The following is a 26414-nucleotide window of genomic DNA, read 5'->3' as shown; positions in this document are numbered from 1 at the left end:
GCGGGCCGACCCCGGCCCCACGGAACAGCCAGGGAATCCCTTGAGACCATCACCCAGACGCTGGGGCGTGCTCGCCGCCGCCGGCGCCGCCCTCCTGTCGATGGCGCAACCCGCCGCCATGTCCGCCGCCCAGGCCGCCTCGCCCGGGAGCGCCGGCGCCGACGCCCCGGCGGCGCGGGGCAACGTGCCCGCGGGCGTCCACACGGTCACCCTGATCACGGGTGACATCGTTATCACCCGGCAGTCCGGTACCGCCGGAGGCACCGTCGAGGTGCGCGGCGCCAATGGGTCCGAGACCCGCGCGCACATCATGGAGTCCCGCGGGGACCTCTACGTCTATCCGGAATCCGCCCTCCCCTACGTGGCGGCGGGCACCCTGGACCGGCGCCTGTTCAACATCAGCAAGCTCGTCGCGGACGGCTACGACGACGCGCACCTCGACCACCTGCCGCTGATCGTCTCCTACGGCACCGCCGCGGGCCTGCGCTCCACGACGCCGCGCGGTGCCACCCGGGTCAGGGACCTCAGCAGCGTCCAGGGCGCCGCCCTCACCGAGGACAGGGACCGGTCCGCAGACTTCTGGCAGGCCGTCACCTCCGCGCCCGGGGCCGGATCGCGGGCCGCCAAGACCACCCCGGGCGACACCCCCGCCTTCGGCTCCGGCATCGCCCGCATCTGGCTCGACGGCAAGGTCGAGGCCGATCTCGCCGACACCACCGCCCAGATCGGCGCCCCGCAGGCGTGGTCGGCCGGCGACACCGGCAAGGGTGTCGACGTCGCCGTCCTCGACACCGGTGTCGACACCGGGCACCCCGACCTGTCCGGCCGGATCACCGCCACCCGGACCTTCGTCCCGGACGAGGACGTGACGGACCGCAACGGACACGGCACCCATGTCGCGTCCACCATCGCCGGCACCGGGGCCGCCTCGGACGGCAAGGAGAAGGGCGTCGCCCCCGGCGCGGACCTCCACGTGGGCAAGGTGCTGGCCGACTCGGGCTCCGGCCAGGACTCCTGGGTGCTGGCCGGCATGGAATGGGCCGCGGTGGACCAGGACGCGGACGTCGTGAGCATGAGCCTGGGCTCCGACACCCCGTCCGACGGCACGGACCCCCTCAGCGCGGCGGTCGACCGCCTGAGCGCGCAGACCGGCGCGCTGTTCGTCATCGCCGCGGGCAACATGGGTACGCCCGGCAGCATCGGCGGGCCGGGAGCGGCGGACGCCGCCCTGACGGTGGGAGCCGTCGACTCCTCCGACGACGTCGCCTGGTTCTCCAGCCAGGGTCCGCGCGTCGGCGACGGCGGTCTCAAGCCGGAGATCACCGCGCCCGGCGTCGACGTCCTGGCGGCCCGCTCGCAGTACGCGCCGGAGGGCGAGGGCAGCTACCAGACGCTCAGCGGCACCTCGATGGCCACACCGCACGTCGCGGGCGCGGCGGCCCTGCTCGCGGCCGCGCGCCCGGGGCTCACCGGCTCCCAGCTGAAGGACCTGCTGGTGAGCAGCTCGAAGCAGACCCCGCAGTACGACGCGTTCCAGGCCGGCAGCGGCCGGGTGGACGTGCCCTCGGCGCTCGGCGCCGAGGTGTTCGCCTCGGCGACCGCGTTCACCGGTCAGGCCGAGGCCGGCGGCGGTGCCGCCGCGGTCGAGCGTCCGGTCACGTACACCAACACCGGGGGCTCCCCGGTGACGCTGGCCCTGTCCGTCCAGGCCCCGAACGCCCCCGCCGGGCTGTTCGCGCTGTCCGCGTCCCGGGTCGTCGTGCCGGCGCACGGCACCGCCGAGGTCACCGTCACCATCGACGGCTCGAAGGCGACCGGGAACGGCCGCTGGTCAGGTCAGGTCGTCGCGGCCGACACGGCGGGGAGGACGGTCACCCACACGGCGGTGTCGCTGGGCGACGCCGCCCACAGGCTGACGATGGTCCTCAAGGACGGCGAGGGCAAGCCCATGTCCGGGGTCGTCGAGGTGCTGCGCTCCGGCGACTTCGACCCGGCGTTCTACCTCGTCGACCAGACCGGGCGGCTGGAGACCTGGCTCCCGGACGACGTCTACTCCGTACTGTCCTTCAAGGACGTGCGCGGCGTGCACGGCCCCCACTCGATGGGCATGGCACTGCTCGGCGACCCCGAGGTCGTCATGGACGGCGACCGCACGGTGATGCTGGACGCGACGAAGCTCGAGCGGGTCGACATGACGACACCGCAGCCGACCGAGGTGACCTACCAGCGCCTGGAGTACAACCGCGCGATGGGCGGCGGCAGCTGGCGCGACTACATGGAGACCCAGACCAGCTACGACAGCCTCTGGGCCCAGCCCACCACGCACGAGGTCACCCACGGCGACTTCCACCTCGGCGCCCGCTGGCGCAAGGAGCAGCCGGCGCTGTCCGTCAGCGCGGGGAACGACGCGTTCACCGACGTCCTGCGGCAGGCGGACGTCACCGCGCTCGCCCAGGGCCACTACGCGTTCCCCCTGGTGGCCGCCGGTGACGGCGCGAGCGCGGACTACGCCGGGCTCGACGCGCGCGGCAAGGCGGTGGTCGTGCGCCGGGGCGGCGCCGTGGGCGACGCCGAACAGGCCGCCGCGGCGGTCGCGGCGGGCGCCAGGCTCCTGCTCGTCGTGAACGACCAGCCGGGACGCCAGCTGCGGAGCTACACCGACGACCCCTTCACGCCCGCCCGGATCGACGTGGCGCTGCTGAGCACCGACGAGGGCGAACGGCTCCTGCGCCGCGCGTCGGCACGGGGCGCCGTGCTGAAGGTGGGCTCGCAGCCGGTCAGCCCGTACGTCTACGACCTCATGTGGACGTGGCACAACGAGATCCCCGGCCACCTCGTCGTCAAGGGCGGCACGAAGAACCTGGCCCGGGTCGACGTCACCTTCGACAGCCCCGACCCGGCCCAGGGCGGCGGCGAGTTCCGCTTCGACTGGCCCGTGTACTCCAACTGGGGCATCGGCCTGACGATGCGGGAGCCGGTGAACTCGCGGCGGGTCGACTGGGTCTCCACCGGACCGGGCTACTCCTGGGGCCAGGAGGCGTACGTCGACGGTCTGCTGTACGAGGTCGAACCGCGCACCACGTACCGGGCGGGCAGCCGGCACAGCCAGGAGTGGTTCAAGCCCGTCGAGCGGCCGTACCTGAACAACAATTACAAGCTGCCCACCCGCAGCGGCAGCTGGCTGGCCTTCGACATCCCCGCATGGGGTGGCGCGGACCACGTCGGCATGTCGATGGACTACCAGCGCACACGGCAGACGCTCACCCTCTACCAGGGCGGCACGCGCCTGGGCCAGAGCACGACCAACACCAGCATGGGGGGCACCGCCCCCGGTACGGGCCGGCTGCCCTACCGCCTGGTGCTGGACGCGAGCCGTGACGCCTCGGTGAGCCCCTACTCCGCCACCACGCACACCGAGTGGGAGTTCACGTCCAAGGCCTCGGCGGGCGACGACGCGGCAGTGCTGCCGCTGCCGCAGATCGACTACGGCATCGCCACGGACGCGGACGGCAGGGCCGCCCGGAACGACGCGCTGTCCGTCACGGCCGCCCACCTCCCGGGCGCCGTCGGCGCGGGCTCCCTCTCGGCCGTCTCCCTCGAGGTGTCCTACGACGACGGGCGCACCTGGCGGAAGACCGCCTGCGGGCACGACGGCCGCTTCAAGCTGTCCGCCCCGAAGCAGGCCCGGTTCGTCTCGCTGCGTGCGGGGGCGCACGACTCCGCGGGCAACGCGGTCACCCAGACCGTGATCCGGGCCTTCGGCCTCCGCTGACGCGGGACGCCGGGACCGCGCGGGCGACGGCCCGCGCGGTCCCGGCGTGGAAGGTGGGGCTCAGGCGGCGACGCCGGCACCGGCCTGGGACAGCTGCTCGATGACCTGGGTCAGCCCCTCGACGACCTCGGAGTCGTCCGCCGGGTGCGTCTGCGCGAAGCGGGTCACGGAGCCGGGGATGGAGAGCTTGGCGTCCGTGAGGACGGAGGCACCGGCGATGCCCGCGGCCTTGCGGGCCTCGTCCTGGGCCCACACGCCGCCGTACTGGCCGTAGGCGGTGCCGACCACGGCGACCGGCTTGCCGGACAGGGCGCCGGCACCGTGCGGGCGGGACAGCCAGTCGATGGCGTTCTTGAGGACGGCCGGGATGGTGCCGTTGTACTCGGGCGAGAACAGCAGGAACGCGTCGACGGCGCCGGCGGTGGCGCGCAGACGGGCGGCGGCCTCGGGCACCGCACCCTCGACGTCGATGTCCTCGTTGTAGAAGGGGACCTCCGCCAGACCCTCGTAGAGCGTGATCTCGACGCCCTCGGGAGCGTGCTTGACGGCGGCCTCGGCGAGCTGGCGGTTGTGCGAACCGGCGCGGAGGCTGCCGACGAGGGCGAGGATGCGGACGGACATGGGCGATCTCCCTGCTAGGAACTGAAAGCGGACCGTGGTCCGGTTACATGTTGTACCAGGCAAACGGACCGCGGTCCACTTCTATTCCCACCGCTACGCTGTGGCCATGACCGAGCCGCACCGCGCCGTCCTCCCCGTGCGCGACGCCTCCGCCGGACCCGCGGGCCTCACCCTCACACCGGCGGGCGAGCCACCACGGCTGCGTGCCGACGCCGCACGGAACCGCAGGCGTCTGCTGGAGGTCGCGGCCGAACTCGCCGCCGAGCACGGAGCGGCGAACGTGACCATGGAGGCCGTCGCCGCCGCGGCCGAGGTCGGCAAAGGGACGGTCTTCCGGCGTTTCGGCGACCGCACGGGGCTGATGCTCGCGCTGATCGACCACATCGAGCAGCAGATCCAGGCGGCCTTCCTCACCGGTCCGCCGCCCCTGGGACCGGACGCCCCGCCGCTGGAGCGGCTGCGCGCCTTCGGTCCCGCCGTGATGCGCCACGAGCACGCCCACCGCGACCTGTACCTCGCCGCGCGCCGGGAGCAGAGCCGCCGCTTCAACCCGTCGTACCAGCTCAGGCTCACGCACCTGACCCTGCTGCTCCGGCAGGCGGGCGCCCCCGGCGACGTCGAACTGACCGGGCACACGCTGCAGGCCTACCTCGACACCGTGCTCGTGGAGTACCTGCTCACGGCCCGGGGCATGCCCATCGAGCGGCTGGACGCCGGCTGGCACGACCTCGTCGACCGCCTCGGCACACCGCGGTAGCGCCGTCGCCGGACGTCACCCGGGCCGCGGTGCGGCGCCCGGGCGCTCCGCGCGTACGTCCGGCCCGCCGCCGTGACGGCGGGCCGGTGAGCGGTCAGGGATTGCAGCCGGGACCGGTGGCCGGGTTGACGCAGGCATCGGTGCCGGGTCCGCCGTCGTTGGTGTTGATGCCGGGACCGCCGGAGAGGGCGTCGTTGCCGGCGTCACCGAAGAGGGCGTCGTCGCCGTCACCGCCGGTCAGGGCGTCGTTTCCGTCACCGCCTTCGATGCGGTCGTTGCCGGCCCCGCCGGTCAGCGTGTCGTTGCCGGCTCCGCCGCAGATCAGGTCGTCGCCGCCGCGGCCGTCGGGAGAGTCGTAACTACGCACGAGGTCGGCGACCTTCGGCCGATCCGCTCGCTGGGCCGTCCGTGGCCCCACGGACACGCCGCCACCCCTGGCACGAGGGCCTCCCGCACGCACCCGGCCGCGGAGCCGGTGGCGGCCACCGCACAGCCCGGGCGGCAGCCCGGCGCAGGCGGTGGAGCGGCACCGCGAGACCGCGGAACGGGGCGTCCACGGATCACGGTCTCGAGATCGGCCGCCATGAACCGTGCTACGTCGAGAAGGAGTTATCGGCACGCGCGGACGGCGTTCGCCACCGCGCCCTTCACGGCGCCGGCGGCCGGGGGTCCCACCCTGTCGTGATCCCGACAGCGGGCGGAAAGACGCCGCTGTGCTCCTCTCGTTTCCCGGCCCGTTGAATCGTTTAACTCGCTAGCATGCGGCGGACATTGGATGGATCTAACGTGAAGGATCCCCTGTGAGACCGCTCTTCCCGGGCCGAAACGGCCTGCCGATCGTCGCGGGTGTCGCGGCAATGCTGATGGCGATCCCACCGGCGTCTGCCAGTGACCACGCCACCCCCTCCTCCTCGACGGACGACGTGGTCGTGACCGGCCGGGCCCACTCGGGCTCCAGCCCGCGCACCGTCACCCTCATCACCGGCGACCGGGTCACCGTCACGCCGGGTGGCGACGGCCGTGCCTCCGTCACCGTGCAGGGCCCCGGCGGCCACCGCGCGGACGCCCGCGTCACCACGCAGAACGGCGACACCTACGTCTACCCGTTCGCCGCCGAGCGGTACGTGGCGACCGGACTCCTCGACACCGACCTCTTCAACGTCACGCGGCTCATCGCCGACGGTTACGACGACGACCGCTCCAAGGGCCTTCCCGTCATCCTGACCTACTCCTCCGACGCCCGGCGGAAGCTGGCGGCGCCGTCCCTCCCCGAAGGGGCCACCGGCGCACGTGCGCTGACCAGCATCGACAGCACCGCCACCACCCAGGACCACGACCAGGCGGCGGAGTTCTGGGCCGACCTGACCGGCCGGGCCACCCCGCAGGCGGCCGCGAAGGCCACGGCGAGCGGCCCCGCCCTGTCCGGCGGCGTACGCAAGGTGTGGCTCGACGGCAAGGTCAAGGCCGACCTCGCCGACAGCGTCGCCCAGATCGGCGCCCCCGAGGTGTGGGCCGGGGGCGACACCGGCCAGGGCGTGGACGTCGCCGTCCTCGACACCGGTTACGACACCGGCCACCCCGACCTCGACGGCGTCGTCGCCGACTCCCGCAGCTTCGTGCCCGGCGAGGACGTCGACGACCACCACGGCCACGGCACCCACGTGGCGTCCACCATCGCGGGCAACGGCGCCGCGTCCGGCGGCAAGGAGAAGGGCGTCGCCCCCGGCGTGCGGCTGCACGTGGGCAAGGTCCTCAGCAACGCGGGCAGCGGTTCCGACTCCTGGATCATCAGCGGCATGGAGTGGGCCGCGCGTGAGGCCAAGGCCCGCGTGGTCAGCATGAGCCTCGGCAGCGACCAGCCCACCGACGGCACCGACCCGATGAGCCAGGCGGTCAACGAACTCAGCGCCGAGACGGGCGCGTTGTTCACCATAGCCGCCGGCAACGCCGGCCCGTACGAGGGCACCGTGGCCGCGCCCGGCGCCGCCGACGCCGCGCTCACCGTCGGCGCCGTCGACTCCTCCGACGCCATCGCCGACTTCTCCAGTCGCGGCCCCCGCTTCCGGGACGACGCGATGAAGCCGGAGATCACCGCCCCCGGTGTCGACATCCTGGCGGCTCGCTCCCAGTGGGCACCCTTCGGGACGGGCTCGTACGCCACCCTCAGCGGCACCTCGATGGCCACCCCGCACGTCGCGGGCGTCGCCGCCCTGGTGGCGGCCAAGCACCCGGACTGGAACGGGGCCCGGATCAAGGACGCCCTGGTCTCCACGTCCGTCGCGACCCCGGACATCCCCGCGGACTCCGGCGGCAACGGACGCGTGGACGCGGTGGCCGCCACCGGCGCCACCCTCGTGGCCACCGCCACCGCCGACGCCGGCATCCACCCCCCGGGCGGCGCTTCCGGCGGGACCGTCACCCGTACCGTGGAGTGGGCCAACTCCGGTGACACCGCGGTGACCGTGACCCCGCGGGTGGACGCGCCGGGGGCACCCGAGGGCCTGTTCGCCGTGACGGACCGTCAACTCACCGTGCCCGCCCATGGCACCGCGTCCACCACCGTGACCACCACGCTCGACCGGGCCCCCGCGGGATCCCGCTTCACCGGGCACGTCGAGGGCGTCGTCGGCGGCAAGGCCGTCACGCGCACCCTCCTCGCGGTCAGCACCCGGGACGAGTACCACCACCTGCGCGTCCACGTCACCGACCGCGCCGGCGACCCGCTGGTCGGCCTGGTGATGTACCAGCGCAAGGGTGACGAGTTCGCCCAGGCCCTCTACACCGACCTCGACGGCGTGCTGGACACCGTCGTCCCGCCGGGCACGTACACCGTCTGGACCTGGGGCGCCGTCCGCGGCGTCCACGGCGAGTCCTCCTTCGGCCGGGCGCTGCTGGCCCGTACCGGCGTCGTGGTCGCGGACGCCGACACCGACGCGACGCTGGACGGGACGAAGCTGCGCAGGACCCAGGTCGTCACGCCGAAGACGTCCACGGACAGCGACATCCGCATGGACTTCAGCCAGTCCTTCAAGGACGGCTCCCCGGCGATCACCGACACCGCGACCGTCGGCGACGGCTTCGACAGCGTGTGGGCGCTGCCCATGCCGAAGGCCTCCGGGGGCGACCTGGCGTACACGGTGCGCTGGCGCATGCAGCAGCCGCTGCTGGCCCTGTCCTCCGGCGAGCAGGTCTTCGACGACCTGTGGCTCCAGCCCGGTTCCGGGCGCCCGGCCGAGGGCGCCAGGAACCTGCCCGCCGTGTTCGCGGGCAACGGCACCGCGGCGGAGTACGCGGCCGCTGGCGCCAAGGGCAAGGTGGCGGTGGTCCGTTTCGTGGCGGACGACGACGACCGGGTCGCCGCCGCGGCGGCCGACGACCAGTTCACCGCCGCCCAGAAGGCCGGCGTCGCGCTGCTGGTCGTGGTGAACGACCAGAACGGCCGGCTGCGGGAGCCCGTCCGCCGCACCGACCTGGTCATCGCGGGCATCTCCCGGACCGAGGGCGAGACCCTGATCGGCCGTATCCAGGACAGCCGTACCGGCTCGGTGCCGATGCGCGTCGTGGGCCACGCAGAGACGGACTACCTGTACGACCTGGTGCACACCTGGCACGGCACGATCCCGCAGACGCAGACCTACGCGCCCGCCGAGCACCGCCTGGCCAGGGTCGACGTCGGCTTCCGCAACGAACCCGGCACGGAGGTCGACGAGTTCCGCTACGACATCCAGCCCTACCTCGGCGTCAAGGTCGGCGGCACCCGGCTGTCGACGGCGGGCGCCGAGCGCACCGACTGGGTCACCCCGGCCGGTGAGGCGACCTGGATGGAGGAGGCCGCCAACGGCATCCGCTCCATCCAGTTCTCCGGGCTGGTCGACTACCCGGCGGGACGCACCACCGACGTCCAGTGGTTCGGCCCCGTCGAGCACCCGCGCCTCAACGAGAGCCAGTGGCTGCCCCGGCGCAGCGGTGACGCGCTCGACGTGACCATCCCGGCCTGGGGCGACGGCGGCCGCGACCACGCGGGTGTGGTCGGGCCGGGCACCACCTCCCAGGTGAACGAGCTCTACCGGGGCGGCGATCTGGTCACCCGCACCGAGGGCGGCTGGCTGGGCGGGGACGTCCCCGCGGCCTCGGGCCGGTACCGGCTGGTGACGTCCACCGAGCGGACGGAGGGGTACCCGTACTCGACCGCGACCCGCACCGAGTGGGGCTTCACCTCCGCGACGCCGCGCACGGAGGACCCGCAGGTGCTCCCGCTGCTGCAGCTCGACTACGGGATCCGCACCGACGCGGGCGGCGCCGCGCGACGCGACGCCGAACTCACGGTCAGCGCTTCCCCGTTGCCGGGTGCGTCGGCCGGGCGGGTCAGCACCGACGCGGTGGAGGTCTCGTACGACGACGGCCGGACGTGGCACAAGCTCGCGCTGCGCGGCGCGGACGACGGCGCCGCCCGGGTCCGTCTGGACGCGCCGCGGCGGGCCGAGTTCCTGTCGCTGCGCGTGCGTGCCTCGGACAAGCGGGGCGACACGGTGACGCAGACGGTGATCCGGGCGACCGGTCTGGCCTGATCCGCGTCCGCACGAAGCGCGGCCGGTCCCTCCGCACGGAGGGGCCGGCCGCGTCGCCTCCGCCCCGGAGCTCCCTCGTTGCCCTGACCCGGCAATCCTGCGCGTCCCACGCTGCCGGTCGCGGGCCTGAGCGGCCTACGGCACGGCGTGGTCGGATGGGCACGCGGGGGTCGCACGGGGGTGGGGAGACGCAGTGGGATCGGCGGAACGGAAGTCACCGGCCGGGATATGGCTGCTGATCGCCCTGGCGGCGCTGGCCATAGGGGTGGCGATGGTCTTCCTGACGCGCGGTGCGCTGCAGCGGGAACGGGAGTTCCGTGCGGCGCCGCCGTGCGTCTCCGTGCCCGTCGAGGTGTCGGACTGCCGGTGGGAGCAGTCGTTCACGGTGCGGTCGGTGGACACGCACAGCGGTAAGCGGGAGTCGCCCGAGGCGGAGTTGTCGCTGCCGTCCGGCAAACCGTGGCATCTTACCTTCCGTTGGCCCGGTCCCGTGCTGTCTCAGTTGGAGCCGGGCGACAAGGTCGTCGGCCTGATCTGGCGGGGGCAGGTCGTCGAGGTGCGGAACGCCGCGGGGACGCGGCAGGAGACGAGCGACGGGCCTCTGGAGTGGCCCGAGGACCGCCTCGGCGGCGCGCTCGCCGGCCTCTCGTTCGGCCTGGTGGGGCTCGTCGGGGCGCTGTGGTCGCTCTTCGCGCCGGGGCCGCGCCACGCGAACGCGGCGAAGGCCGTGCGGTGGCACGGCGTCGCCATGGGCGGCACGGCGATCGTGACGCTCTGGGTGCAGTCGGCCAGCGACTGGCCGATGTGGTCGATCCCGGCGGTCTGGGGGCCGCTGGCACTGGCGCTGCTGGCCTCGGCGGTGGCCTTCGCCGTGTCCGCCCTGCGCGGGACGACGGAGGACGGCACCCCACCGGCGCCGAAGGGTCTGCCGGGCGGGGTCCCGGGGCCGGGAACCGTGCGTCCCTGATCCGGCTGCCCGCCGGCACCGTCGTGTGCGGTCGCGTCGTCACCGGTGGCGCCGCGGCCGGACGGGACGCCGTGGTGGGGCGCTGCGGCCGGCGCCCCTGGCTGGATCTGATCCATCCTGGCGACACATCGCACCGAACCGATCACAAGCGGCCAAGTGCACGCGGAGCGGGCCGAGTCGGGTCACCATCGGTCCATGAACGCATCTGCGACCGCCGCCCTCACCCCGCTCCCCGACGGAGTCTGGTCCACCCTGTCCGCCGCCCGCGCGGCGTACCACGCCGCGGTCCCGGCCGCGTACGACGAGGTGCTGACGGAGGTCGCGGAGCGCGCCCGGGACACCGGCAGCCTGGGCAAGACCGACATCGCCGCGCTGGTGGTGTGGAAGCGGCTCCAGGCGAGCACCGCGTGGGTGGTCGAGCTCATGAACCTGCGCGACGCGGAGGTCCGGACCGTCACCGCCGAGGCCGTGCACGCGGTCCGCGACCAGGACGCCCCGCGCGGCGCGGCCGCCCGCCAGGGCCGCAAGGCCCTGCTCGGCCTGCCCGGCTGCCGCCACGGCGACGCACTGGCCTCGGCGCTGCTCACGGCCGCCGCGCCGGACCGGATGGCCGTCTACGACCGCCGCGCGCAGTTCGGCCTGGAGCGGCTGGGCTACCAGCTGACGCCGGCGCCCGGCCGTTACGGCCGCTACATGGACCTCCTCGACGACCTCCTCGTCCGCTCCGGCCCCGACGCGGCCGGCTGGACCGCCCGCGACGTGGACACGGCCCTGTACTGGCTCGGCCGTCAGGCCACGGCCCCCGGGGACCCCGAGGAGGAGTAGGGGGACCGGCGGCGCGTCGCCCGCCTCGGTCGGCCCCCTCGCGCCACCGTCGGTGCCCGGCCCTACGGTGTACCGGGTGATGACCACCTCGTCCATCCTCGGGCAGTTCGACCTGTGCTCGGATCAGTCCACGTTCCCCGACCTGTTGAACGGCTACTACCACCCGGTCGACGCCCGGATCCACCTGTTCGGCGACTCGACTCGGTGGGCGATGGTGGCCGAACTGCTGGGGTACTGCCCGCGTGCCGGCAACCTCACCGACGTCGTGCACCGGTTCGGCAACTGCCTGACCCGTGGCGAGCCGGGGTTCGGCGAGTTCCTCGACCGGGTGGACAACATGGAGGAAATCACCCTCGGCGACGACGAGGTGTACGCCGGAGGGGTTCCGGTGATGGTGCGCGGGCAGGCACTTCCGGTCGCCGCCCCCGCCGGAACACCACTGGAGGAGGTGTTCCGGCTGCTGGCGCCCGCGCACCGCGCGCTCTTGCTGGCCGACGACGCCGAACTGCACACCGGTGTTCCCGACGACCTGCCGGTGCTGCTGCGGCTGGACGAATGGCACCAGCCGGAGGACTTGGGGGACGTCATGCCCGCAGGGTGCGAGGCGTTCCGGATGATGGCCGAGGTCCTGGACTCCGGCGACCCGTCCCGCTACCGGCCGACGCTTCCCCCCAACACCCACTGGTCCCACTGGCCCGACGCCGGAACGCTGTAGGGCGCCGACGGCACCGGGCCGGCACGGCGGGCCGGGGCGCAGGCCCGTTCAGTCGGCCTGCCGTACCTCGATCAGGAGGGCCTGCTCGGGGTTGAGTTGCGGCATCGGCAGTCCGGCGGCGGTGAGCAGCGTGCCGGGGAGGGCGAGGCGGTCGTCGATCGCCTCGGTGAGCCAGGCCGGGCCGCTCGTCTGGTGGAAGGACGGCAGGCCGAGGTCGGTGCGGACGCGCACGCGGTAGCGGAGGGCGGGGGCGAGGCCGGGCAGCGGTACCCGGCCGGACTGGCCCTCGGGGGAGGTCGCCACGCGGGCCCAGCAGTAGAGCGCGGCCGTGGCGTCGTGGGCGACGACGCCGTGCAGCAGCGTCGCGTCCCCCGGGAGGTCGGCGCGGACGGTGCGCCCTCCGTGCAGCAGCGGGCGCAGTTCCCGGTACAGGGCCGTCCACGCGGTGAGCCGGGCCAGTTCCTCCGGGGTGCAGCGGGTGATGTCCTGTTCGATGCCGGGGTGGCCGAAGAGCGCGGTGGCCAGGCGGAAGGTGTCAGAGCCGACGCGTGCGGTGGTGTGGCTGGGGGTGGGGCCCACGTGGGCGCCGACCAGTTCGGGGGGCAGCAGCTGGCCCGTCCAGCGCTGGATGGACTGCCGTTCCACGGGGTCGTTGCAGTCGGAGGCCCACACCCGGTCGGTCCTGGCGAGGACGCCGAGGTCGACGCGGCCGCCGCCGCTGGCGCAGCTCTCGATCTCCAGGGCCGGGTGGCGCCGCCTGAGGGTGTCCAGCAGCAGGTAGAGCGCCTCGACCTGGGCGTGCGCCACCGGGCGGTCGGCCGGGCCGCCCACGGCCTCGTGCACCTCGCGGTTGTGGTCCCACTTGAGGTAGGCGATGCCGTACTCCTCGATCAGGGCGTCCAGCGCCCCCAGCAGGTAGGTGACGACGCCGGGGTGGGAGAGGTCGAGGACGTGCTGGTGGCGGGCCGACGGGCCGGCGCCGCGGGCGGGGGCGAGGACCCAGTCGGGGTGCTCGCGGGCCAGGTCCGAGTCGAGGTTGACCATCTCGGGTTCGACCCACAGGCCGAACTCCATGCCCAGGGAACGCACGTGGTCGGCGAGCGGCGCCAGCCCGGCGGGCCACACCTCCCGGTCGACCCTCCAGTCGCCGAGCCCCGCGCGGTCGGAGCGGCGGCCGCGGAACCAGCCGTCGTCCAGGACGAAGCGTTCCACGCCGACCTCGGCCGCGCGGTCGGCGAGCCGCAGGAGGCGTTCCGGGTCGTGGTCGAAGTAGACCGCCTCCCAGCTGTTCAGGATGACCGGGCGCGCGCGGCGCGGGTGACCCGGGCGGTCCCGGAGCAGGGTGTGGAAGCGGTCGGCGAGGCCGTCGAGCCCGGTGCCGGACCAGGCGTAGTGGCACACGGGGGTGCGGTGGGTGTCGCCGGGCGCGAGCCGGACCTCGCCGGCGCGCAGCAGTTCGCCGCCGCCGAGCACGGCGGCGTGGACGCCGGCGCCCTCGGGCAGTTGCTCGACGAGGTAGCGCTGGTCGCCGCTCCAGGCGACGTGCAGGCCCCACACCTCGCCCTCGCGGAAGCCGAACCCGGGCACGCCGACGGCCACGAGGTAGGGCGAGTCCAGGCCGGGCTTGCCCCGCCGGACCTCGCGGGCGTACGTGCCGTGGGCGAGGGGGCGGCGTTGCGGGGAGCGTTCCCGGCTCCACTTGCCGGTGAAGTCGAGGATCTCGCCCGCCCGCCGGGGCAGCGGGAGCAGCGCGGTGACCTGCGCGAGGTCGTACGGGGCCGGGTCCGCCGTCCGCTGCCGGGTGATCTCGCTGTGGACGGCGAGCACTCCGGAGGGCTGCAGCCGGTAGGTGATCGTGATGTCGAGCCCCGCCGCGGCGTCGGTGAGGGAGACGGCCAGTTCGCCGCCCTCGGCGTCCTGGCGGACGGCGGTGCCCGTCGTGACCAGGCGGGGGGCGGCGGCACCGCCGTCGAGGTGCCCGTGGTGCGCGGGGGTGCCGGCCCAGCCGTCCGCCTCGGTGGGCCACACGGTGAAGCGGCGCGGGGTGTCGGGGGAGTTGTTGAGGACGGCGGGCTCGGCGGTCAGGCTGAGGGCGGCGAGGTCGTCGGCGGACAGCGGGCCGAGGTCGGCCCCCCAGTGGAGGACCCTGGGCACCGGCTCGGTGAGTTCGACGACGAACGCGGTGCCGGCCGCGCGCAGCGGGACGATCCGCGCGGTGGTGTCTGCCATGAGGGGGGAGTCCTTTCGGTGTGCCCCGCCGCCGGACGGCCCCGGGGTCGGGGCCGTCCGGCGGCGGGGGCTCGGTTCGCTGCCGGTGGCTCAGTTCTTCGCGAGGAGGGTCTTGCTCTGGTCCTGCATGTCCGCGAAGACGGAGTCGTCCTTCTGTCCGGCGAAGTAGGCCTCGAACAGCGGGTTCAGGGCGTCCTGCACCGCGGCGCCGTTGCCGTAGACCGGGGACGGGTAGAGGACCTTGTCCTTCAGCATGCTGGTGAAGACCGACAGGTCGACGCCGTCACCGGCCAGGGCCTTCGTCGCGGCGTCCATGGAGGCGGGGATCGACGGGAAGAACGTGCCGGTGCGGGCGGCCTTGGACTGGCAGTCCTCGGAGCCCATGTAGGACACCCACTTCCAGGCCAGCTCGGGGTTCTTGGTGCCCGCCCAGATGTTGTTGCCGTTGGAGTTGCTCATCACCGCGCGGGTCTTGCCGTCGGGGCCGTACGGGGGCGCCGCGACGCCGGTCTTGACGCCGGGGATCTTGGCGAAGGTGGAGGCGGACCAGGAGCCGCCCATCTCCATCGCCACCTTGTGGGAGGAGAGCAGGTCGACGTCGCTGACGCTGGAGGTGAACTCGCCGATCTTCGGCGCGTACCCCTTCTCCGTCAGGGAGCGGGCCCAGTTGAGCGTCTTCACCAGGCGCGGGTCGCCGTAGTTGAAGACCGTCGGCCAGCTCTCCTTGTCGCCGAGCCGCCACCCGGTGCTGGAGGCGAACGGGCTCCAGGAGGTCTGGCCGATGAAGTCCTTGGCCGCGATCTGGCCGAAGCCGAAGGTCTTGACGTGGGCCTTGTCGAAACCGGGCTGGTCGCCGCGACGCCCCTTCTCGTCGACGGTGAGGTGGGCGATCATCTTGCCGAACTCGCCGCCGTCGTCGGGGTTCCACGTCACGGAGTCGACGTCGCTCTTGCTGTAGCCCGCCTTGGCCAGGGCGTCCTGGTCGTAGTAGAGGCCGGCCGCGGCCCAGTCCAGCGGCAGCGCGTACTGCTTGCCGTCGGTGAACTTCCAGGCGTTCACCCCGACGGAGAAGCGGGACAGGTCGAACTTTTCCTTGGCGATGAAGTCGTCCATCGCCAGCAGCTGGTGCTGGCCGGCGTAGGCCTGGAAGAACTGGACGCTGTTCTGGAAGGCGTCGGGGGCGTTGCCCGCGACGAAGCCGGCGGTCAGCTTGGTGAAGTAGTCGTCGACGTTGTACTGCGAGATCTTGACGGTCGTGCCGGGGTTGGCCTTCTCGAAGTCCGTGGCGCAGGTCTTGTACGCGGCGGCCTGCTTGTCGTCCCAGGTCCACCAGTTGACGGTCTGCGAACCGCCGCCCGCGGAGTCCGAGCCGGAGGAGCAGGCGGACAGCACCGCGGCGAGGGTGAGCGTGGCCCCCAGCGCGACGACTCTGCGAATTCTCATGATTCCTTCTTTCGGGACGGTTCCTGGTGAGGGTGGTGGGACGACGTCTTGAGGAGCGCGCGGAACACGCTCAGGGCGAGGACCAGGTCCTCGGGGCCGCCGGCGTCGTGGCCGTTGAACTCCCACAGCCGCATCTGCTTGGGCCCGCCGTAGAGGTGGTAGGCGGCGAGGGTGGTGGCCGGCGGGCAGACCTCGTCGCGCAGTCCGGCGGAGAACCAGGCGGGCGCGGTGGCACGGCGGGCGAAGGCGAGGCCGTCGAAGTAGCCGAGGGTCCGGAAGGTCTGTTCGACCCGGTCCCGGCGGGCGCCGAGGTAGCCGATCAGCTCCGCGTACGGCTGCTCGCCGGTGAGCCGGGTGGCCTGCCGGACGTCGCACAGGAACGGCGCCTGGAAGTGCGCGGCGCGCAGTCCCGGCAGGAGTCCCGCGACCGCCAGGGCGATGCCGCCGCCCTGGCTGGGTCCGGTCACCGCCACGCGGTCGGGGTCGGCGTGCGGCGAGGTGTGCAGGGCCTCGACGGCGCGGACGGCGTCGGTGAAGACGCGGCGGTAGACGTAGGTGTCCTTGTCCTCGATGCCGCGGGTGAGGAACCCGGGGTGCGAGGGGCCGCTGCCGACCGGGTCGCCGGTGGCGCCGCCGCCCGCCCAGGCGCCGCCTTGGCCGCGGGTGTCCACCAGCAGGTGGGCGTACCCCGCGGAGGCCCACAGCAGGTCCTCGACGGGGGCCCCGCGTCCGCTGCCGTAGCCGTGGAACTGCACGACCGCGGGCAGGGGGCCGCTGCGGTGGCGCGGCAGCCGCAGCCAGCCGTGCACCGGATGGCCCCCGAAGCCGGGGAACACCGCGTCGAAGACGTCCACGGTCTCCAGGTCGGTGTCGACCGGGGTGAGCTCCAGCCGGGGCTCGTGGACGCGGGCGGCGTCCAGGGTGTCCTTCCAGAAGGCGTCGAAGTCGGCGGGCTCGCGGTAGCTGCTGCGGTAGGCCCACAGTTCGGGGACGTCGTTCTCGGTCAGCACGGCCGGGCCTCCCCGCACGGGGTGAGGTCGGCGTCGAGGGTGACGGCGGTGCCGGTGGCGACGCGTACCCGGACGGCGCGGTCGCGGTGACGGACCGTCACGGGCTCGGCGTCGTCCCCGGCGTGCCGGCGCAGCGTCACGGAGGTGAGGGCGCCGTCGCGCCAGGCGAAGTCGGCGGCCAGGCCGCCGCGGCAGCGCAGGTCGGCGGCCTCGCCGTCGGGCCACTGCGCCGGGAGCGCGGGAAGCAGGTGGACGGTGCCGTCGTGGCTCTGCAGCACCATCTCGGTGAGCGCGGCCATGAAGCCGTAGTTCCCGTCGATCTGGAACGGAGGGTGGGTGGAGAACAGGTTCGGGAGCAGTCCGCCCCACTCCGAGCCGTCGACGGGCGCGTCGGTGTCCGGGTCGCCGTCGAACGGGCGGGTCGCCTCCAGGAGGAGCGAGCGGGCCGTGGCGGCGTCGCGCAGCCGGGCGCGCAGGGCGATCTTCCACGCCCAGGACCAGCCCATCGCGCCGGGTCCGCGGCGGTCCAGCAGGGCCGTCGCGGCGGCGGCGAGTTCCGGGGTGCGGTCCGGGTCGACCTGGCCGAGCGGGTGGACGGTGACCATCTGGGACAGGTGGCGGTGCCGGGGGTCCTGTTCGGGGAGGTCGTCGGCCCACTCCTGCAGCCAGCCGCCCGCGGCGGTCCGCGGCGGGTGCAGCTTCGGCAGCGCGTCGGCGATGCGGCCGCTCAGCGGGGTGTCGATGCCGAGGAGCGCGGCGGTGCGCGCGGTGCGTTCGAGGACGGCCCGGGTGAGTGCCATGTCCATCGCGGAGGAGCGGGTGAGCGAGGCCATGGAGCCGTCGGGGGTGAGGTAGTGGTTCTCGGGCGAGGTGGAGGGGAGGGTGTCCAGCCGGCCGGTGCCGTCGTCCACCAGCCAGTCGAGCAGGAACTCGGCGCAGCCGCTGAGCAGCGGCCAGGCGCGTTCGCGCAGGAAGGCGGTGTCCTGGGTGAACTCCCAGTGGTCCCACAGGTGCTGGGCCAGCCAGGCACCGCCCATCTGCCAGATCGCCCAGGACGCGGCGCCGTGGCCCATGCCGACGGGCAGGGCCCAGCCCCACATGTCGGTGTTGTGGTGGGCGACCCAGCCGCGGGCGCCGTACAGCTGCTCGGCGACGTCCCTGCCGTGTCCGGCCACGCGGTCCAGGAGGTCGAACAACGGCTCGTGGCAGGGGCCGAGGCCGGCGGCCTCCGCGCCCCAGTAGTTCATCTGGGTGTTGATGTTGATGGTGTAGTTGGACGACCAGGCCGGGCGCAGGTCGGCGTTCCAGATGCCCTGGAGGTTGGCGGGCGGGCCGGCGTGCGGGCGGGAGGCGGAGGCCAGGAGGTAGCGGCCGAGCTGGAACAGCACGGTCGCGGTGAGGAGTTCGTCGTCGCCGGAGAGGATGTCGCGGGCGACGTCGTGGGTGCCCGAGCGGCGCGGTCCGATGCGCAGCGAGGTGCCGCCGAGGAGTGCGCGCAGGTCGCTCTCGTGGGCCTTGAGCAGGTTCTCGGTGCCGCGTTCCGCGGCCCGGGCGGCGCTGTCCGCTGCGGAGCCGAGGTGGGCGGCGCGGTCGGCGGGGGCGTCCAGGCCCCGCCAGTGGCGCAGCGCCTCGGTGGAGCTCGCCACGACCGCGAGGAGCCGGGTGGCGCCGGTGACGCGGAGGGCTCCGCCGTCGGCGGTGACCTCCCCGTCGGTGGCCACGCGCAGGGCGACCGCGCCGAAGGGGTCGTAGCCGTCGACGGGGCCGTCCGCGTACCGCAGCGGCTCCGGTACGTCCGGTTCGTGGGCGGGTGCCCCGTCGACGGGGATCTCCACGCCGAGGACGACCCCTTCGGGGCCGGCGGTGCGGTGCACCTCCCGCAGGGGGGTGGTCAGTTCCAGGCGCAGGTCCACCGTGCCGCCCCGCGCGGCCAGGTCGGTGCACAGGGTCCCGTCGGCGGCGCCGGCCCAGGTCCGGCGGCGGACCGAGGTCCCGGAGGGCAGGTCGAAGGCGTCCTCGGCGATCCCGCTGTCGAGGTTGAGGGTGCGGCCCCGGTACGTCGCGTCCTGCGCCCCGGACACCGTCAGCCACAGGTCGGCGTAGGGCAGGTACTCCTGGCTGTACGGGCCTTCGAAGGCCATCAGGAGTTCCTCGGCGCGGTACGGGTCGCCGGCGCGGAGCGCCTCGCGGACCTCCGCGAGCCGCCGCGGGCCGGCGCCGGCGGCGACGACGTCGGCGAGCGCCTTCGCCGGTCCGCCGGGGGTGCCGGACCACACGGTGGAGTCGTTGATCTGGATCCGGGCACGGTGGGTGCCGCCGAAGACCATCGCGCCGAGCCGGCCGTTGCCGACCGGAGCGGCCTCGTTCCAGTCGGCCGCGGGCGCGGGCCAGCCGAGCAGCAGGTCAGTGGAGTTCATGGGGTGCCGTCCTGGTGCGCGTGCGCGGTCACTTGAGCCCGGAGAAGCCGATGGAGTTGACGATCCGCTTGCCGAAGGCGAGGAAGAGCAGCAGCATCGGCAGCGCCGCGATCAGGGAGGCGGCCATCAGCCCGGCCCAGTCGGGGGCGGCCTGCGGCGAGGACTGCTTGAAGACGCCGAGGGCGAGTGTCAGCGGCTGCACACTGGCGTCGTTGGTGACCAGCAGCGGCCACATGTAGTCGTTCCATGCGTTGACGAACATCAGCAGCGACACGGTGGCGATCGGCGCCGCCGACATCGGCAGGATGATGCGGTAGAGGATCCGCAGCGGTCCCGCGCCGTCGATGATCGCGGCCTCCTCGATCTCGCTGCTCAGGCCGAGCATGAACTGCCGCAGGAAGAACACCGTGAACGCCTGGAAGAGCCCGCCGGGGAGGATGAGACCGGCGAAGGTGTTGGTGAGGCCGACGTCCTTGATGAACACGAAGTTCGGCAGCAGCGTGAAGACGCTCGGCACCATCAGCGCACTGATGAGGATGCCGAACACCAGGTTGCGGCCGCGCCAGTGCAGCCGGGAGAAGGCGTAGGCCGCACAGGAGGAGAACAGCACGATGAGCACGGTCTGCACCGACGCGTAGATCAGCGAGTTGCGCAGGTACAGGGCGATGTCGAGGGACGCGCCCGAGCCGCCCTGGGCCTGCGCCTCCGCGATGGATGCCAGGCCCAGCGCCCGTTTGAAGGCGCCGAAGGTGAAGCCGACGGGCAGCGGCGAGGAGGGGTCGGTGGCCAGCCGGTAGTTGTTGGACAGCGCGGTGCGCACGATCCAGTAGAAGGGGAAGAGGGTGATCAGCGACACGAGGCCGAGGTAGGCCCAGGCCACGATCCGGCCGGGGGTCGCCTTGCGGGTGCGGGGGCGCCGCACGGTCTTCGTACGGGGTGCCAGGGTGACCGTCATCGGGGCCTCCTTCAGTTCAGGTCGGATTCGTCGGCCCGCGCGAGCCGGAGTTGGGTGAAGGTGACCGTGATGAGCAGGGCGAACAGGGCCAGCGACATGGTCGCGGCGTAGCCGAAGTCGAACTGGCGGAAGGCCTTGTCGTAGATGTACATCTGCAGCACGTTCGAGGCGTTGGCGGGGCCGCCCCTGGTCGTGACGGCGACGATGTCGAAGACCTGGAAGGCGTTGATCACCGTCAGGACGACCACCATCACGAGGATCGGCCGCAGCAGCGGCACGGTCAGCCGGCGGAACATCTGGAACTCGCTCGCGCCGTCCACCCGGCCGGCCTCGTAGATGGTGGACGGGATGGTCTGCAGCCCCGCGAAGATCAGCAGGGAGTAGTAGCCCATCCACTTCCAGACGCTGATGGCGGCGAGCGAGGGGATGGCCCACGGACCGCTGCCGAAGAAGAGGACCGGGTGGCCGATGACGTGGTCGAGCACGATGTTGATGACGCCGAGGTGCGGGTCGAGCATCCACTGCCACACCAGGGCGGCGATGACGTTGGAGATGAGGAAGGGCAGCAGCATCACGCCGCGCAGCATCGAGGAGTCGGTGACGCGGTGCAGCACGACCGCGGTCACCAGGGAGATCAGGGTGCCGAAGACGACGGACAGGACCACGAACCAGAGGGTGACCAGGAGGGAGTGCCAGAAGACCCCGTCGCCGAACATCTCGTGGAAGTTGGCCAGTCCCACCCAGCGCGGCGGTGTGAGGACGTGGAACTCGGTGAAGCCGAGGTAGATGCCGCGCAGGGTCGGGTAGGCGTAGAAGATCGCGAACCCCACCACCGCGGGCAGGATCAGCAGCAGCGCGACCGGCAGGTCCCGCCGCCTGGCCGCCGCGGACCGGGTCGCGGTCACGCGCCCGGGCCTGCGGCCGCCGGTGTGCTTGCGGGCCTTCAGCGGCCCGCGGGTCCCCGGGGTGGAAGAGGCCGTGGTGGCCCCCGCGCCGGCTGCGCCGGACGGTGGTGCCACCGGCGTCGTGTGGTTGTCCTGCGATGTGACCACCACGGCACTCTCCTTTGCGTGCGTCGGGTCGGACGGGTGGATGGGTGGGACGGTGTCCCGATGCCGGACCGGCCGTCGGTCAGACGGTGATCCGGTCGACGTCGGAGACGTAGTCGGACGGGTTGCCGAAGGCGATCGTGTTGGCCCCGGCCTTCAGGTGGACGGGCACGGTGACCGACCGCGGGCGGCCCCAGTCGTTGTCGTTGCCGCCGTGCAGCGGGAGCTGGAAGGCGGTGCCGTTGACGGTGACCACGGCCGTGCGCCCCGAGGAGCCGTCGGTGAAGTCCACCTCCATCAGGTAGGTGCCGTCCTTCGGCGCCGTCACGTCCTTGATCGTCACGGAGGCGTCGCCGCCCAGGTTGCCGACCTTCTTGCCGCCGGAGCAGCGGGAGCAGTCGCTGACGCTCGCGTTGCCGGTGCGGGGGTTGCCGGACGCCTCGGCCTCGTAGGAGGTGGGCCCGTCGGCCGCGGGGGTGGTGAGGGGGACGGCGTTGCTCGGCGCGGACGTACGGCCCCGGGCGTCGCGGGCGACCACGGTGAAGGCGTAGCCGGTGGCGGCCTGCAGCCCGGTGACGGTGGCGGAGGTGCCGTCCACCGTGGCGACCTTGGCGGTGCCCGCGTACACGTCGTAACCGGTGGTGGCGGTACCGGTGTTCACCGCGTCCCAGGTGAGCGAGACGCTGCCGGCCGTGGAGGCGGTGGCGTGCACGCCGAGCGGGACACCGGGCTTTCCGGTGACGTTCGCCGGGGTGACGCGCAGCAGCCGGGAGCCGTGCGGCGGCAGGTTGTCGGTGAAGCCGTCGGCGACCTTGCCGAGGTTCTTGCGGCTCCACAGGTCACGGACGGCGGGCTTGCCGCTGATGCCCAGCTCGCTCCAGTCGGCGGTCACGTCGGAGTAGCCCTTGCCGAGGTTGAACAGGGCCACCGTGTAGCTGCCGTCGGCGTTGCGGGCGTACCAGACCTGCTGCGGGCTGTCCTGGCTGAGCGGCTTGGCCGGGTTGCCGGCCTGGTCGACGGCGATGACCTCGTCGTTGGTGAGCAACGACAGGCCGTACGGGTCGAGCTTGGTGAGGTCGTCGCCGATGTAGAGCGGGGCGCTCTCGATGGCCCAGAGCGTCATGTGGCTCTGCCGCTCGACCTCGTTGAGGCCGTCGAGCGGGCCGGCGCCGACGTCGAGGGAGTCGAGGTTGTTCCAGTGCCCCGGCCCGGCGTCGTCGATCCAGGGGACGACGTCGTTCCACCGCTGCTTGACCGAGTTGTTCCAGGTCACCAGGGTGTCGCAGTAGCACTCGACGTCGGTGTCCACCCGCCAGCCGTTGGAGTTCTCCTTCCAGACGTCGGCCTTGTCGTGGCTGAGCGACCAGGAGAGGATGAACTGGATGGGGCGGCCGGTCCGCTGCAGCGCGGCGTGCCAGGTCGTGACGTCGGGCACGTTGTCGTGCGCCGCGTCGCCCTGGTTGGAGCCGGGGCCGACACCGTCCATCTTCAGGAAGTCCACGCCCCAGCCCGCCAGTTGGTCGGCGACGGACTGGATGTACTTCTCGGTGCACGGGCTGGCGAAGTTCAGCTGGTAGGAGACGTTGTCCCAGCCGCTGGTCTTGCGCAGGTCGGGGTAGACGATGTCCTTGGTCGTGCACCCCGGCGCGCCGTGGATCGGCGTCCTGCCGTCGTTGTACGTGTCGATGTACAGGCCGACCGCCAGGTAGAGCCCGAACTTCAGGCCCTTGGCGTGCAGTTGGTCGCCGAGCCACTTCATGCCGTGCGGGAACTTCACGGGGTCCGCGACGGGGCGGCCGTACTCGTCGGAGAGGCTCTTGTTCGTCTCGCTGCCGACGTTCCAGCCGGCGTCGACGTTGACGTACTCGTAGCCGTGCCGCTTCAGCTTGGAGGCCAGGATGTCGGCCTGCTGCAGCACATGGGGCTCGGTGAGCCAGGACCCGCCGTAGCCGGGGAAGTTGGTCGACTCCAGGCTCCAGCTGCTCCACCCCATGTAGGGCTTGGCGGCCACCACGGGGGCGGCCTGGGAGCCGGCGGCCTCCGCCGGGGACGCGGCGGAGGCGGAGGACACGGGCGCGGCGGGCGACGCGGCAGCGGGTACGGCGAGGGCCGTGGCGAGCGCGGTGGCGGCGAGCGCGGGCAGGGCGGCCCTGCGCATGCCGCCGGGCCGACGCGGCACGGGCCATCTGAGACGTGCGAGTACAGCTGAACGAGCCATGGGGGCACTCCATCCCGGCGCGACGGCGTCCGCTTCGAGTGGGCAGGGGGTACGGGAGGCAGGGGGCGTCCTCGGTGGCGGTCGTCCCGGAACACCACCGAGGGCGGGCGTGCTGCGACCGGGGGGAGGCTCCGGTCGCGCTCCTCGGCGGGGGGCGCTTCGTCCGCTCCGGGCGAGGAGTGCGGCGAATGTAGCCAGGGTTTCCTTCCAGCGTCAACATATCCAGCGGCAAAAATCCGATGTCTGCTGCACCAAGCTGCGGTCTTCGCCGGAAAATCTTCACCGGAGCCCGAACCTCCGCACCCAAAGATGGGATGAGTGGGCCCCTTCCTTACTTTCCCTTGGAAAGGTATGGTCCGGCCATGAGCCTTGCCGACCAGCCCCCCGCCGCCGTCCTGGTCTTCCAGACCCTGCTCGTCCACGGCCCCCTCACCCGGGCCGAGATCGGGCGGCGCACGGGCCTGTCGGCGGGCGCGGTGACCAAGGCCGCCACTCCCCTGCTGGCGGACGGCTGGATCACCGAACTCGGCAGGCCGCAAGGGGAGCGGGCCAGCGGCCGTCCCGCGACGCCGATGGCCGTCCGCGCCGACCGCGCGCGGTTCGTCGGCGTGAAGGTGACCGGCGACGAACTCATCGGCGTGCTCACCGACCTGACCGCCCGGCCGCTGGCCTCCCGGCGCGCCGCGCTGGACTCCCGCGACGTGGGGACCGTGGTGCTGGCGATCTCCCGGCTCATCGGGCAGTTGCGCGCCGCCGCGGGTGCGGAGGGGGACGACGCCGTCCACAGCGTCGGCGTCACGATCTCCGGCGACGTGGACGGGCAGACCGGCACCGTGCAGTACTCGCCGTTCCTCGACTGGCGCCGCGTCCCGCTCGCGCAGCTGGTCGAGTCGGCGTCCGGCATCCCGACGGTGATCGAGAACGACGTGCGCGCGTTGACCGTCGCCGAGCAGTGGTTCGGCGCCGGGGTGGGGCTGTCCTCGTTCGCCCTGGTCACGGTGGGCGCGGGCATCGGCTGCGGGCTGTCCATCGGCGGCCGGGTGGTGTCGGGGGCCCACGGGGTGTCCGGCGAGGTGGGGCACCTGCCCGTCGGCGGCACCGACCGCACCTGCACCTGCGGCAACACCGGGTGCGTGGAGACCGTGGCCTCCACGCACGCCATCACCGAGCAGGCCCGGCAGGCCACCGGCGACCCCGCGCTGACGATGGAGGAGGCCGTACGGCTGGCGCACAACGACAACGCCGCCGTCCGCGCGGTCTTCTCCCGCGCCGGGCACGTGATGGGTCTGGCGATGGCGTCGGTGGCCAACCTCATCGGCCCGGAACGCATCATCATCTCCGGCGAGGGCGTGGCCTCGTACGACCTGTTCGCCGACCAGATCCGGCAGACCTTCGCCGACCACGCCTTCGGGGCCGCGGCCGACTGCGACCTCGTCGTGCGTCCGCTGCCCTTCGAGGAGTGGGCGCGCGGCGGCGCGGCCGTCGCCGCGCAGCGGGTCTTCGCCCCCGCGAAGTGACCTCCCCCTGTGTGAACCCCCCTCCTCCGGAAGGCTGGTGGCCGTCATGAGCCGGATCACGAAGGCCGAGTGCCGCATGGTCTTCCTCGAACCCGAGGTGCTGCGCACCGACGCCCTGCAGACCTTCGTCCGCCAGGAGACGGTCCTGGTCTCCCTCACCACGGACGACGGCCTCACGGGCACGGGGTACGCGTACACCATCGGCACGGGCGGCAGTTCGGTGCTCGCCCTGCTCCGCGACCACCTGGTGCCGCTGCTCACGGGCGCCGACGCCCGCTCCGTCGAGGCGCTGTGGCAGCGGCTGCTGTCGGTCACCCGGGCCACCTCGGTCGGGGCCATCACCTCCCTCGCGCTGGCCGCGGTCGACACGGCCCTGTGGGACCTGCGGTGCCTGCGCGCCGGCGAACCCCTCTGGCGGCTCGCGGGCGGCGCGCACGAGCGGCTGCCGCTCTACGACACCGAGGGCGGCTGGCTGCACCTGACGCCCGACGAACTCGCCGCCGGGGCGCTGCGGGCGAAGGAACGCGGGCTGCGCGGCGCGAAGGTCAAGGTCGGCAAGCCCACGGTGGGCGAGGACGTGGAACGGCTGGCGGCGGTCCGCGCCGCGGTCGGAGCGGACTGGGTGATCATGGTGGACGCGAACCAGTCGATGACGGGCGCCGAGGCGATCCGCCGGGCGCGCGCGTACGAGCCGTACGACCTCGCCTGGTTCGAGGAACCGCTGCCCGCGGACGACCTGGCCGGGCACGTCCGGCTGGCCGCGTCGACCTCGATCCCGGTCGCGGTCGGCGAGTCGCTCTACGGGGTGGGCCGGTTCGCCGAGTACCTGGCCGCGGGCGCGGCGGGCATCGTCCAGGTCGACGTGGCGCGCGTCGGCGGGATCACCCCGTGGCTGAAGGCGGCGCACACCGCGGAGGCCTTCAACGTCCAGGTGGCCCCGCACTTCCTGATGGAACTCCACACGAGCCTGGCCTGCGCGGTGCCCCCGGGCATGTACGTCGAGCACATCCCGCAGCTCGACGCCATCACCCGCACCCCCCTGACGGTCGTCGACGGCCACGTGGTGCCGCCCGAGACCCCGGGGCTCGGCATCGACTGGGACGAGGACGCCATCGAGGACCTGCGGGTGGCGTGACCGGGCCGGGCTGCCGAAAGCACCGGCCGAAGCCGCGTTCGGCCCGGCCCACCTTCGGCCTCACCCATCGCCGCAGCCCGCCCGCACGGCCCCGCACCGGCAGTGCCGTCCCGGCACCGGTCACGGCGTCAGGCGAGCGCGACCGTTCGGCCGGCCGTACCTCCGGCACCCGGCCTCACCCATCGCCGCAGCCCGCCCGCACGGCCTCCCCCGCAG

17 protein-coding genes are annotated in these 26414 nt (G+C 73.2%); 8 read left to right on the top strand and 9 right to left on the bottom strand.

Annotation, left to right across the window (positions count from 1 at the left end; translation table 11 throughout):
• Positions 1 to 40: 40 nt before the first annotated feature.
• Positions 41 to 3772 carry a S8 family serine peptidase gene (locus tag PV350_RS12100; protein ID WP_500333662.1) on the top strand — a complete coding sequence of 1244 codons (3732 nt, stop codon included), beginning with the start codon at positions 41 to 43 and terminating at the stop codon, positions 3770 to 3772.
• A gap of 60 nt (positions 3773 to 3832) precedes the next feature.
• Here PV350_RS12100 and PV350_RS12095 read toward each other — a convergent pair whose 3' ends face one another.
• Positions 3833 to 4393, bottom strand: a complete 561-nt coding sequence (locus PV350_RS12095) for an NAD(P)H-dependent oxidoreductase (protein WP_499515800.1) — start codon at positions 4391 to 4393, stop codon at positions 3833 to 3835.
• A gap of 106 nt (positions 4394 to 4499) precedes the next feature.
• Between PV350_RS12095 and PV350_RS12090 the strand changes: the two genes are divergently transcribed.
• The gene (locus tag PV350_RS12090; RefSeq protein ID WP_499515799.1) at positions 4500 to 5150 is read left to right on the top strand and encodes a TetR/AcrR family transcriptional regulator; all 651 of its coding nucleotides are present in this window, start codon (positions 4500 to 4502) and stop codon (positions 5148 to 5150) included.
• Positions 5151 to 5244: 94 nt separating this feature from the next.
• Here PV350_RS12090 and PV350_RS12085 read toward each other — a convergent pair whose 3' ends face one another.
• Positions 5245 to 5517 (bottom strand): calcium-binding protein, encoded by a 273-nt coding sequence (locus tag PV350_RS12085; RefSeq protein WP_500333660.1) that lies wholly within the window; start codon positions 5515 to 5517, stop codon positions 5245 to 5247.
• 433 nt (positions 5518 to 5950) lie between these two features.
• On the opposite strand from PV350_RS12085, the gene PV350_RS12080 reads away from it, so the two are divergent.
• The 4 genes from PV350_RS12080 (at position 5951) to PV350_RS12065 (ending at position 12225) form a co-directional block, all read left to right on the top strand.
• Positions 5951 to 9718: a S8 family serine peptidase gene (locus PV350_RS12080; protein WP_500333658.1), complete on the top strand. Its 3768-nt coding sequence runs from the start codon at positions 5951 to 5953 to the stop codon at positions 9716 to 9718.
• A gap of 193 nt (positions 9719 to 9911) precedes the next feature.
• Positions 9912 to 10685 carry a hypothetical protein gene (locus PV350_RS12075; protein ID WP_500333656.1) on the top strand — a complete coding sequence of 258 codons (774 nt, stop codon included), beginning with the start codon at positions 9912 to 9914 and terminating at the stop codon, positions 10683 to 10685.
• Positions 10686 to 10880: 195 nt separating this feature from the next.
• A complete protein-coding gene (locus PV350_RS12070) occupies positions 10881 to 11510 on the top strand; it encodes a hypothetical protein (protein ID WP_500333654.1) in 630 nt (209 codons plus the stop codon).
• A gap of 79 nt (positions 11511 to 11589) precedes the next feature.
• Positions 11590 to 12225 (top strand): DUF7003 family protein, encoded by a 636-nt coding sequence (locus PV350_RS12065; protein ID WP_499515794.1) that lies wholly within the window; start codon positions 11590 to 11592, stop codon positions 12223 to 12225.
• 48 nt (positions 12226 to 12273) lie between these two features.
• On the opposite strand, the gene PV350_RS12060 is transcribed toward PV350_RS12065, so the two are convergent.
• The 7 genes from PV350_RS12060 to PV350_RS12030 form a co-directional block, all read right to left on the bottom strand.
• Positions 12274 to 14454 (bottom strand): alpha-galactosidase, encoded by a 2181-nt coding sequence (locus tag PV350_RS12060; protein WP_499515793.1) that lies wholly within the window; start codon positions 14452 to 14454, stop codon positions 12274 to 12276.
• Positions 14455 to 14544: 90 nt separating this feature from the next.
• Complete coding sequence (locus PV350_RS12055) at positions 14545 to 15897, bottom strand: ABC transporter substrate-binding protein (RefSeq protein WP_500333652.1); 1353 nt, start codon at positions 15895 to 15897, stop codon at positions 14545 to 14547.
• Positions 15894 to 16907 carry an acetylxylan esterase gene (locus PV350_RS12050; protein ID WP_500333650.1) on the bottom strand — a complete coding sequence of 338 codons (1014 nt, stop codon included), beginning with the start codon at positions 16905 to 16907 and terminating at the stop codon, positions 15894 to 15896. The genes PV350_RS12055 and PV350_RS12050 overlap by 4 nt, the downstream gene beginning before the upstream one ends.
• Positions 16901 to 19324: a glycoside hydrolase family 95 protein gene (locus PV350_RS12045; RefSeq protein ID WP_500333648.1), complete on the bottom strand. Its 2424-nt coding sequence runs from the start codon at positions 19322 to 19324 to the stop codon at positions 16901 to 16903. The genes PV350_RS12050 and PV350_RS12045 overlap by 7 nt, the downstream gene beginning before the upstream one ends.
• Positions 19325 to 19352: 28 nt before the next feature.
• Positions 19353 to 20279 (bottom strand): carbohydrate ABC transporter permease, encoded by a 927-nt coding sequence (locus PV350_RS12040; protein ID WP_499515789.1) that lies wholly within the window; start codon positions 20277 to 20279, stop codon positions 19353 to 19355.
• Between the two features lie 11 nt (positions 20280 to 20290).
• Positions 20291 to 21334: a carbohydrate ABC transporter permease gene (locus tag PV350_RS12035; protein ID WP_500333646.1), complete on the bottom strand. Its 1044-nt coding sequence runs from the start codon at positions 21332 to 21334 to the stop codon at positions 20291 to 20293.
• Between the two features lie 76 nt (positions 21335 to 21410).
• The gene (locus tag PV350_RS12030; RefSeq protein WP_500333644.1) at positions 21411 to 23486 is read right to left on the bottom strand and encodes an alpha-galactosidase D; all 2076 of its coding nucleotides are present in this window, start codon (positions 23484 to 23486) and stop codon (positions 21411 to 21413) included.
• Between the two features lie 422 nt (positions 23487 to 23908).
• Between PV350_RS12030 and PV350_RS12025 the strand changes: the two genes are divergently transcribed.
• Positions 23909 to 25063 carry an ROK family protein gene (locus PV350_RS12025; RefSeq protein WP_499515787.1) on the top strand — a complete coding sequence of 385 codons (1155 nt, stop codon included), beginning with the start codon at positions 23909 to 23911 and terminating at the stop codon, positions 25061 to 25063.
• 46 nt (positions 25064 to 25109) lie between these two features.
• Positions 25110 to 26198 carry a mandelate racemase/muconate lactonizing enzyme family protein gene (locus PV350_RS12020; RefSeq protein WP_500333642.1) on the top strand — a complete coding sequence of 363 codons (1089 nt, stop codon included), beginning with the start codon at positions 25110 to 25112 and terminating at the stop codon, positions 26196 to 26198.
• Positions 26199 to 26414: the final 216 nt, after the last annotated feature.

It is taken from the genome of Streptomyces sp. PA03-6a (assembly GCF_033792765.1).
Lineage (GTDB): Bacteria > Actinomycetota > Actinomycetes > Streptomycetales > Streptomycetaceae > Actinacidiphila.
Note: the sequence above shows the minus strand (reverse complement) of the source record. Positions and strands in the feature narration are given on the sequence as shown.

What these genes read in the sequence shown, in the direction of transcription:
- PV350_RS12095 (WP_499515800.1), bottom strand. Translation starts at nt 4,393, where the DNA reads ATGTCCGTCCGCATCCTCGCCCTCGTCGGCAGCCTCCGCGCCGGTTCG.
- PV350_RS12090 (WP_499515799.1), top strand. Translation starts at nt 4,500, where the DNA reads ATGACCGAGCCGCACCGCGCCGTCCTCCCCGTGCGCGACGCCTCCGCC.
- PV350_RS12070 (WP_500333654.1), top strand. Translation starts at nt 10,881, where the DNA reads ATGAACGCATCTGCGACCGCCGCCCTCACCCCGCTCCCCGACGGAGTC.
- PV350_RS12065 (WP_499515794.1), top strand. Translation starts at nt 11,590, where the DNA reads ATGACCACCTCGTCCATCCTCGGGCAGTTCGACCTGTGCTCGGATCAG.
- PV350_RS12060 (WP_499515793.1), bottom strand. Translation starts at nt 14,454, where the DNA reads ATGGCAGACACCACCGCGCGGATCGTCCCGCTGCGCGCGGCCGGCACC.
- PV350_RS12055 (WP_500333652.1), bottom strand. Translation starts at nt 15,897, where the DNA reads ATGAGAATTCGCAGAGTCGTCGCGCTGGGGGCCACGCTCACCCTCGCC.
- PV350_RS12045 (WP_500333648.1), bottom strand. Translation starts at nt 19,324, where the DNA reads ATGAACTCCACTGACCTGCTGCTCGGCTGGCCCGCGCCCGCGGCCGAC.
- PV350_RS12040 (WP_499515789.1), bottom strand. Translation starts at nt 20,279, where the DNA reads ATGACGGTCACCCTGGCACCCCGTACGAAGACCGTGCGGCGCCCCCGC.
- PV350_RS12030 (WP_500333644.1), bottom strand. Translation starts at nt 23,486, where the DNA reads ATGCGCAGGGCCGCCCTGCCCGCGCTCGCCGCCACCGCGCTCGCCACG.
- PV350_RS12025 (WP_499515787.1), top strand. Translation starts at nt 23,909, where the DNA reads ATGAGCCTTGCCGACCAGCCCCCCGCCGCCGTCCTGGTCTTCCAGACC.
- PV350_RS12020 (WP_500333642.1), top strand. Translation starts at nt 25,110, where the DNA reads ATGAGCCGGATCACGAAGGCCGAGTGCCGCATGGTCTTCCTCGAACCC.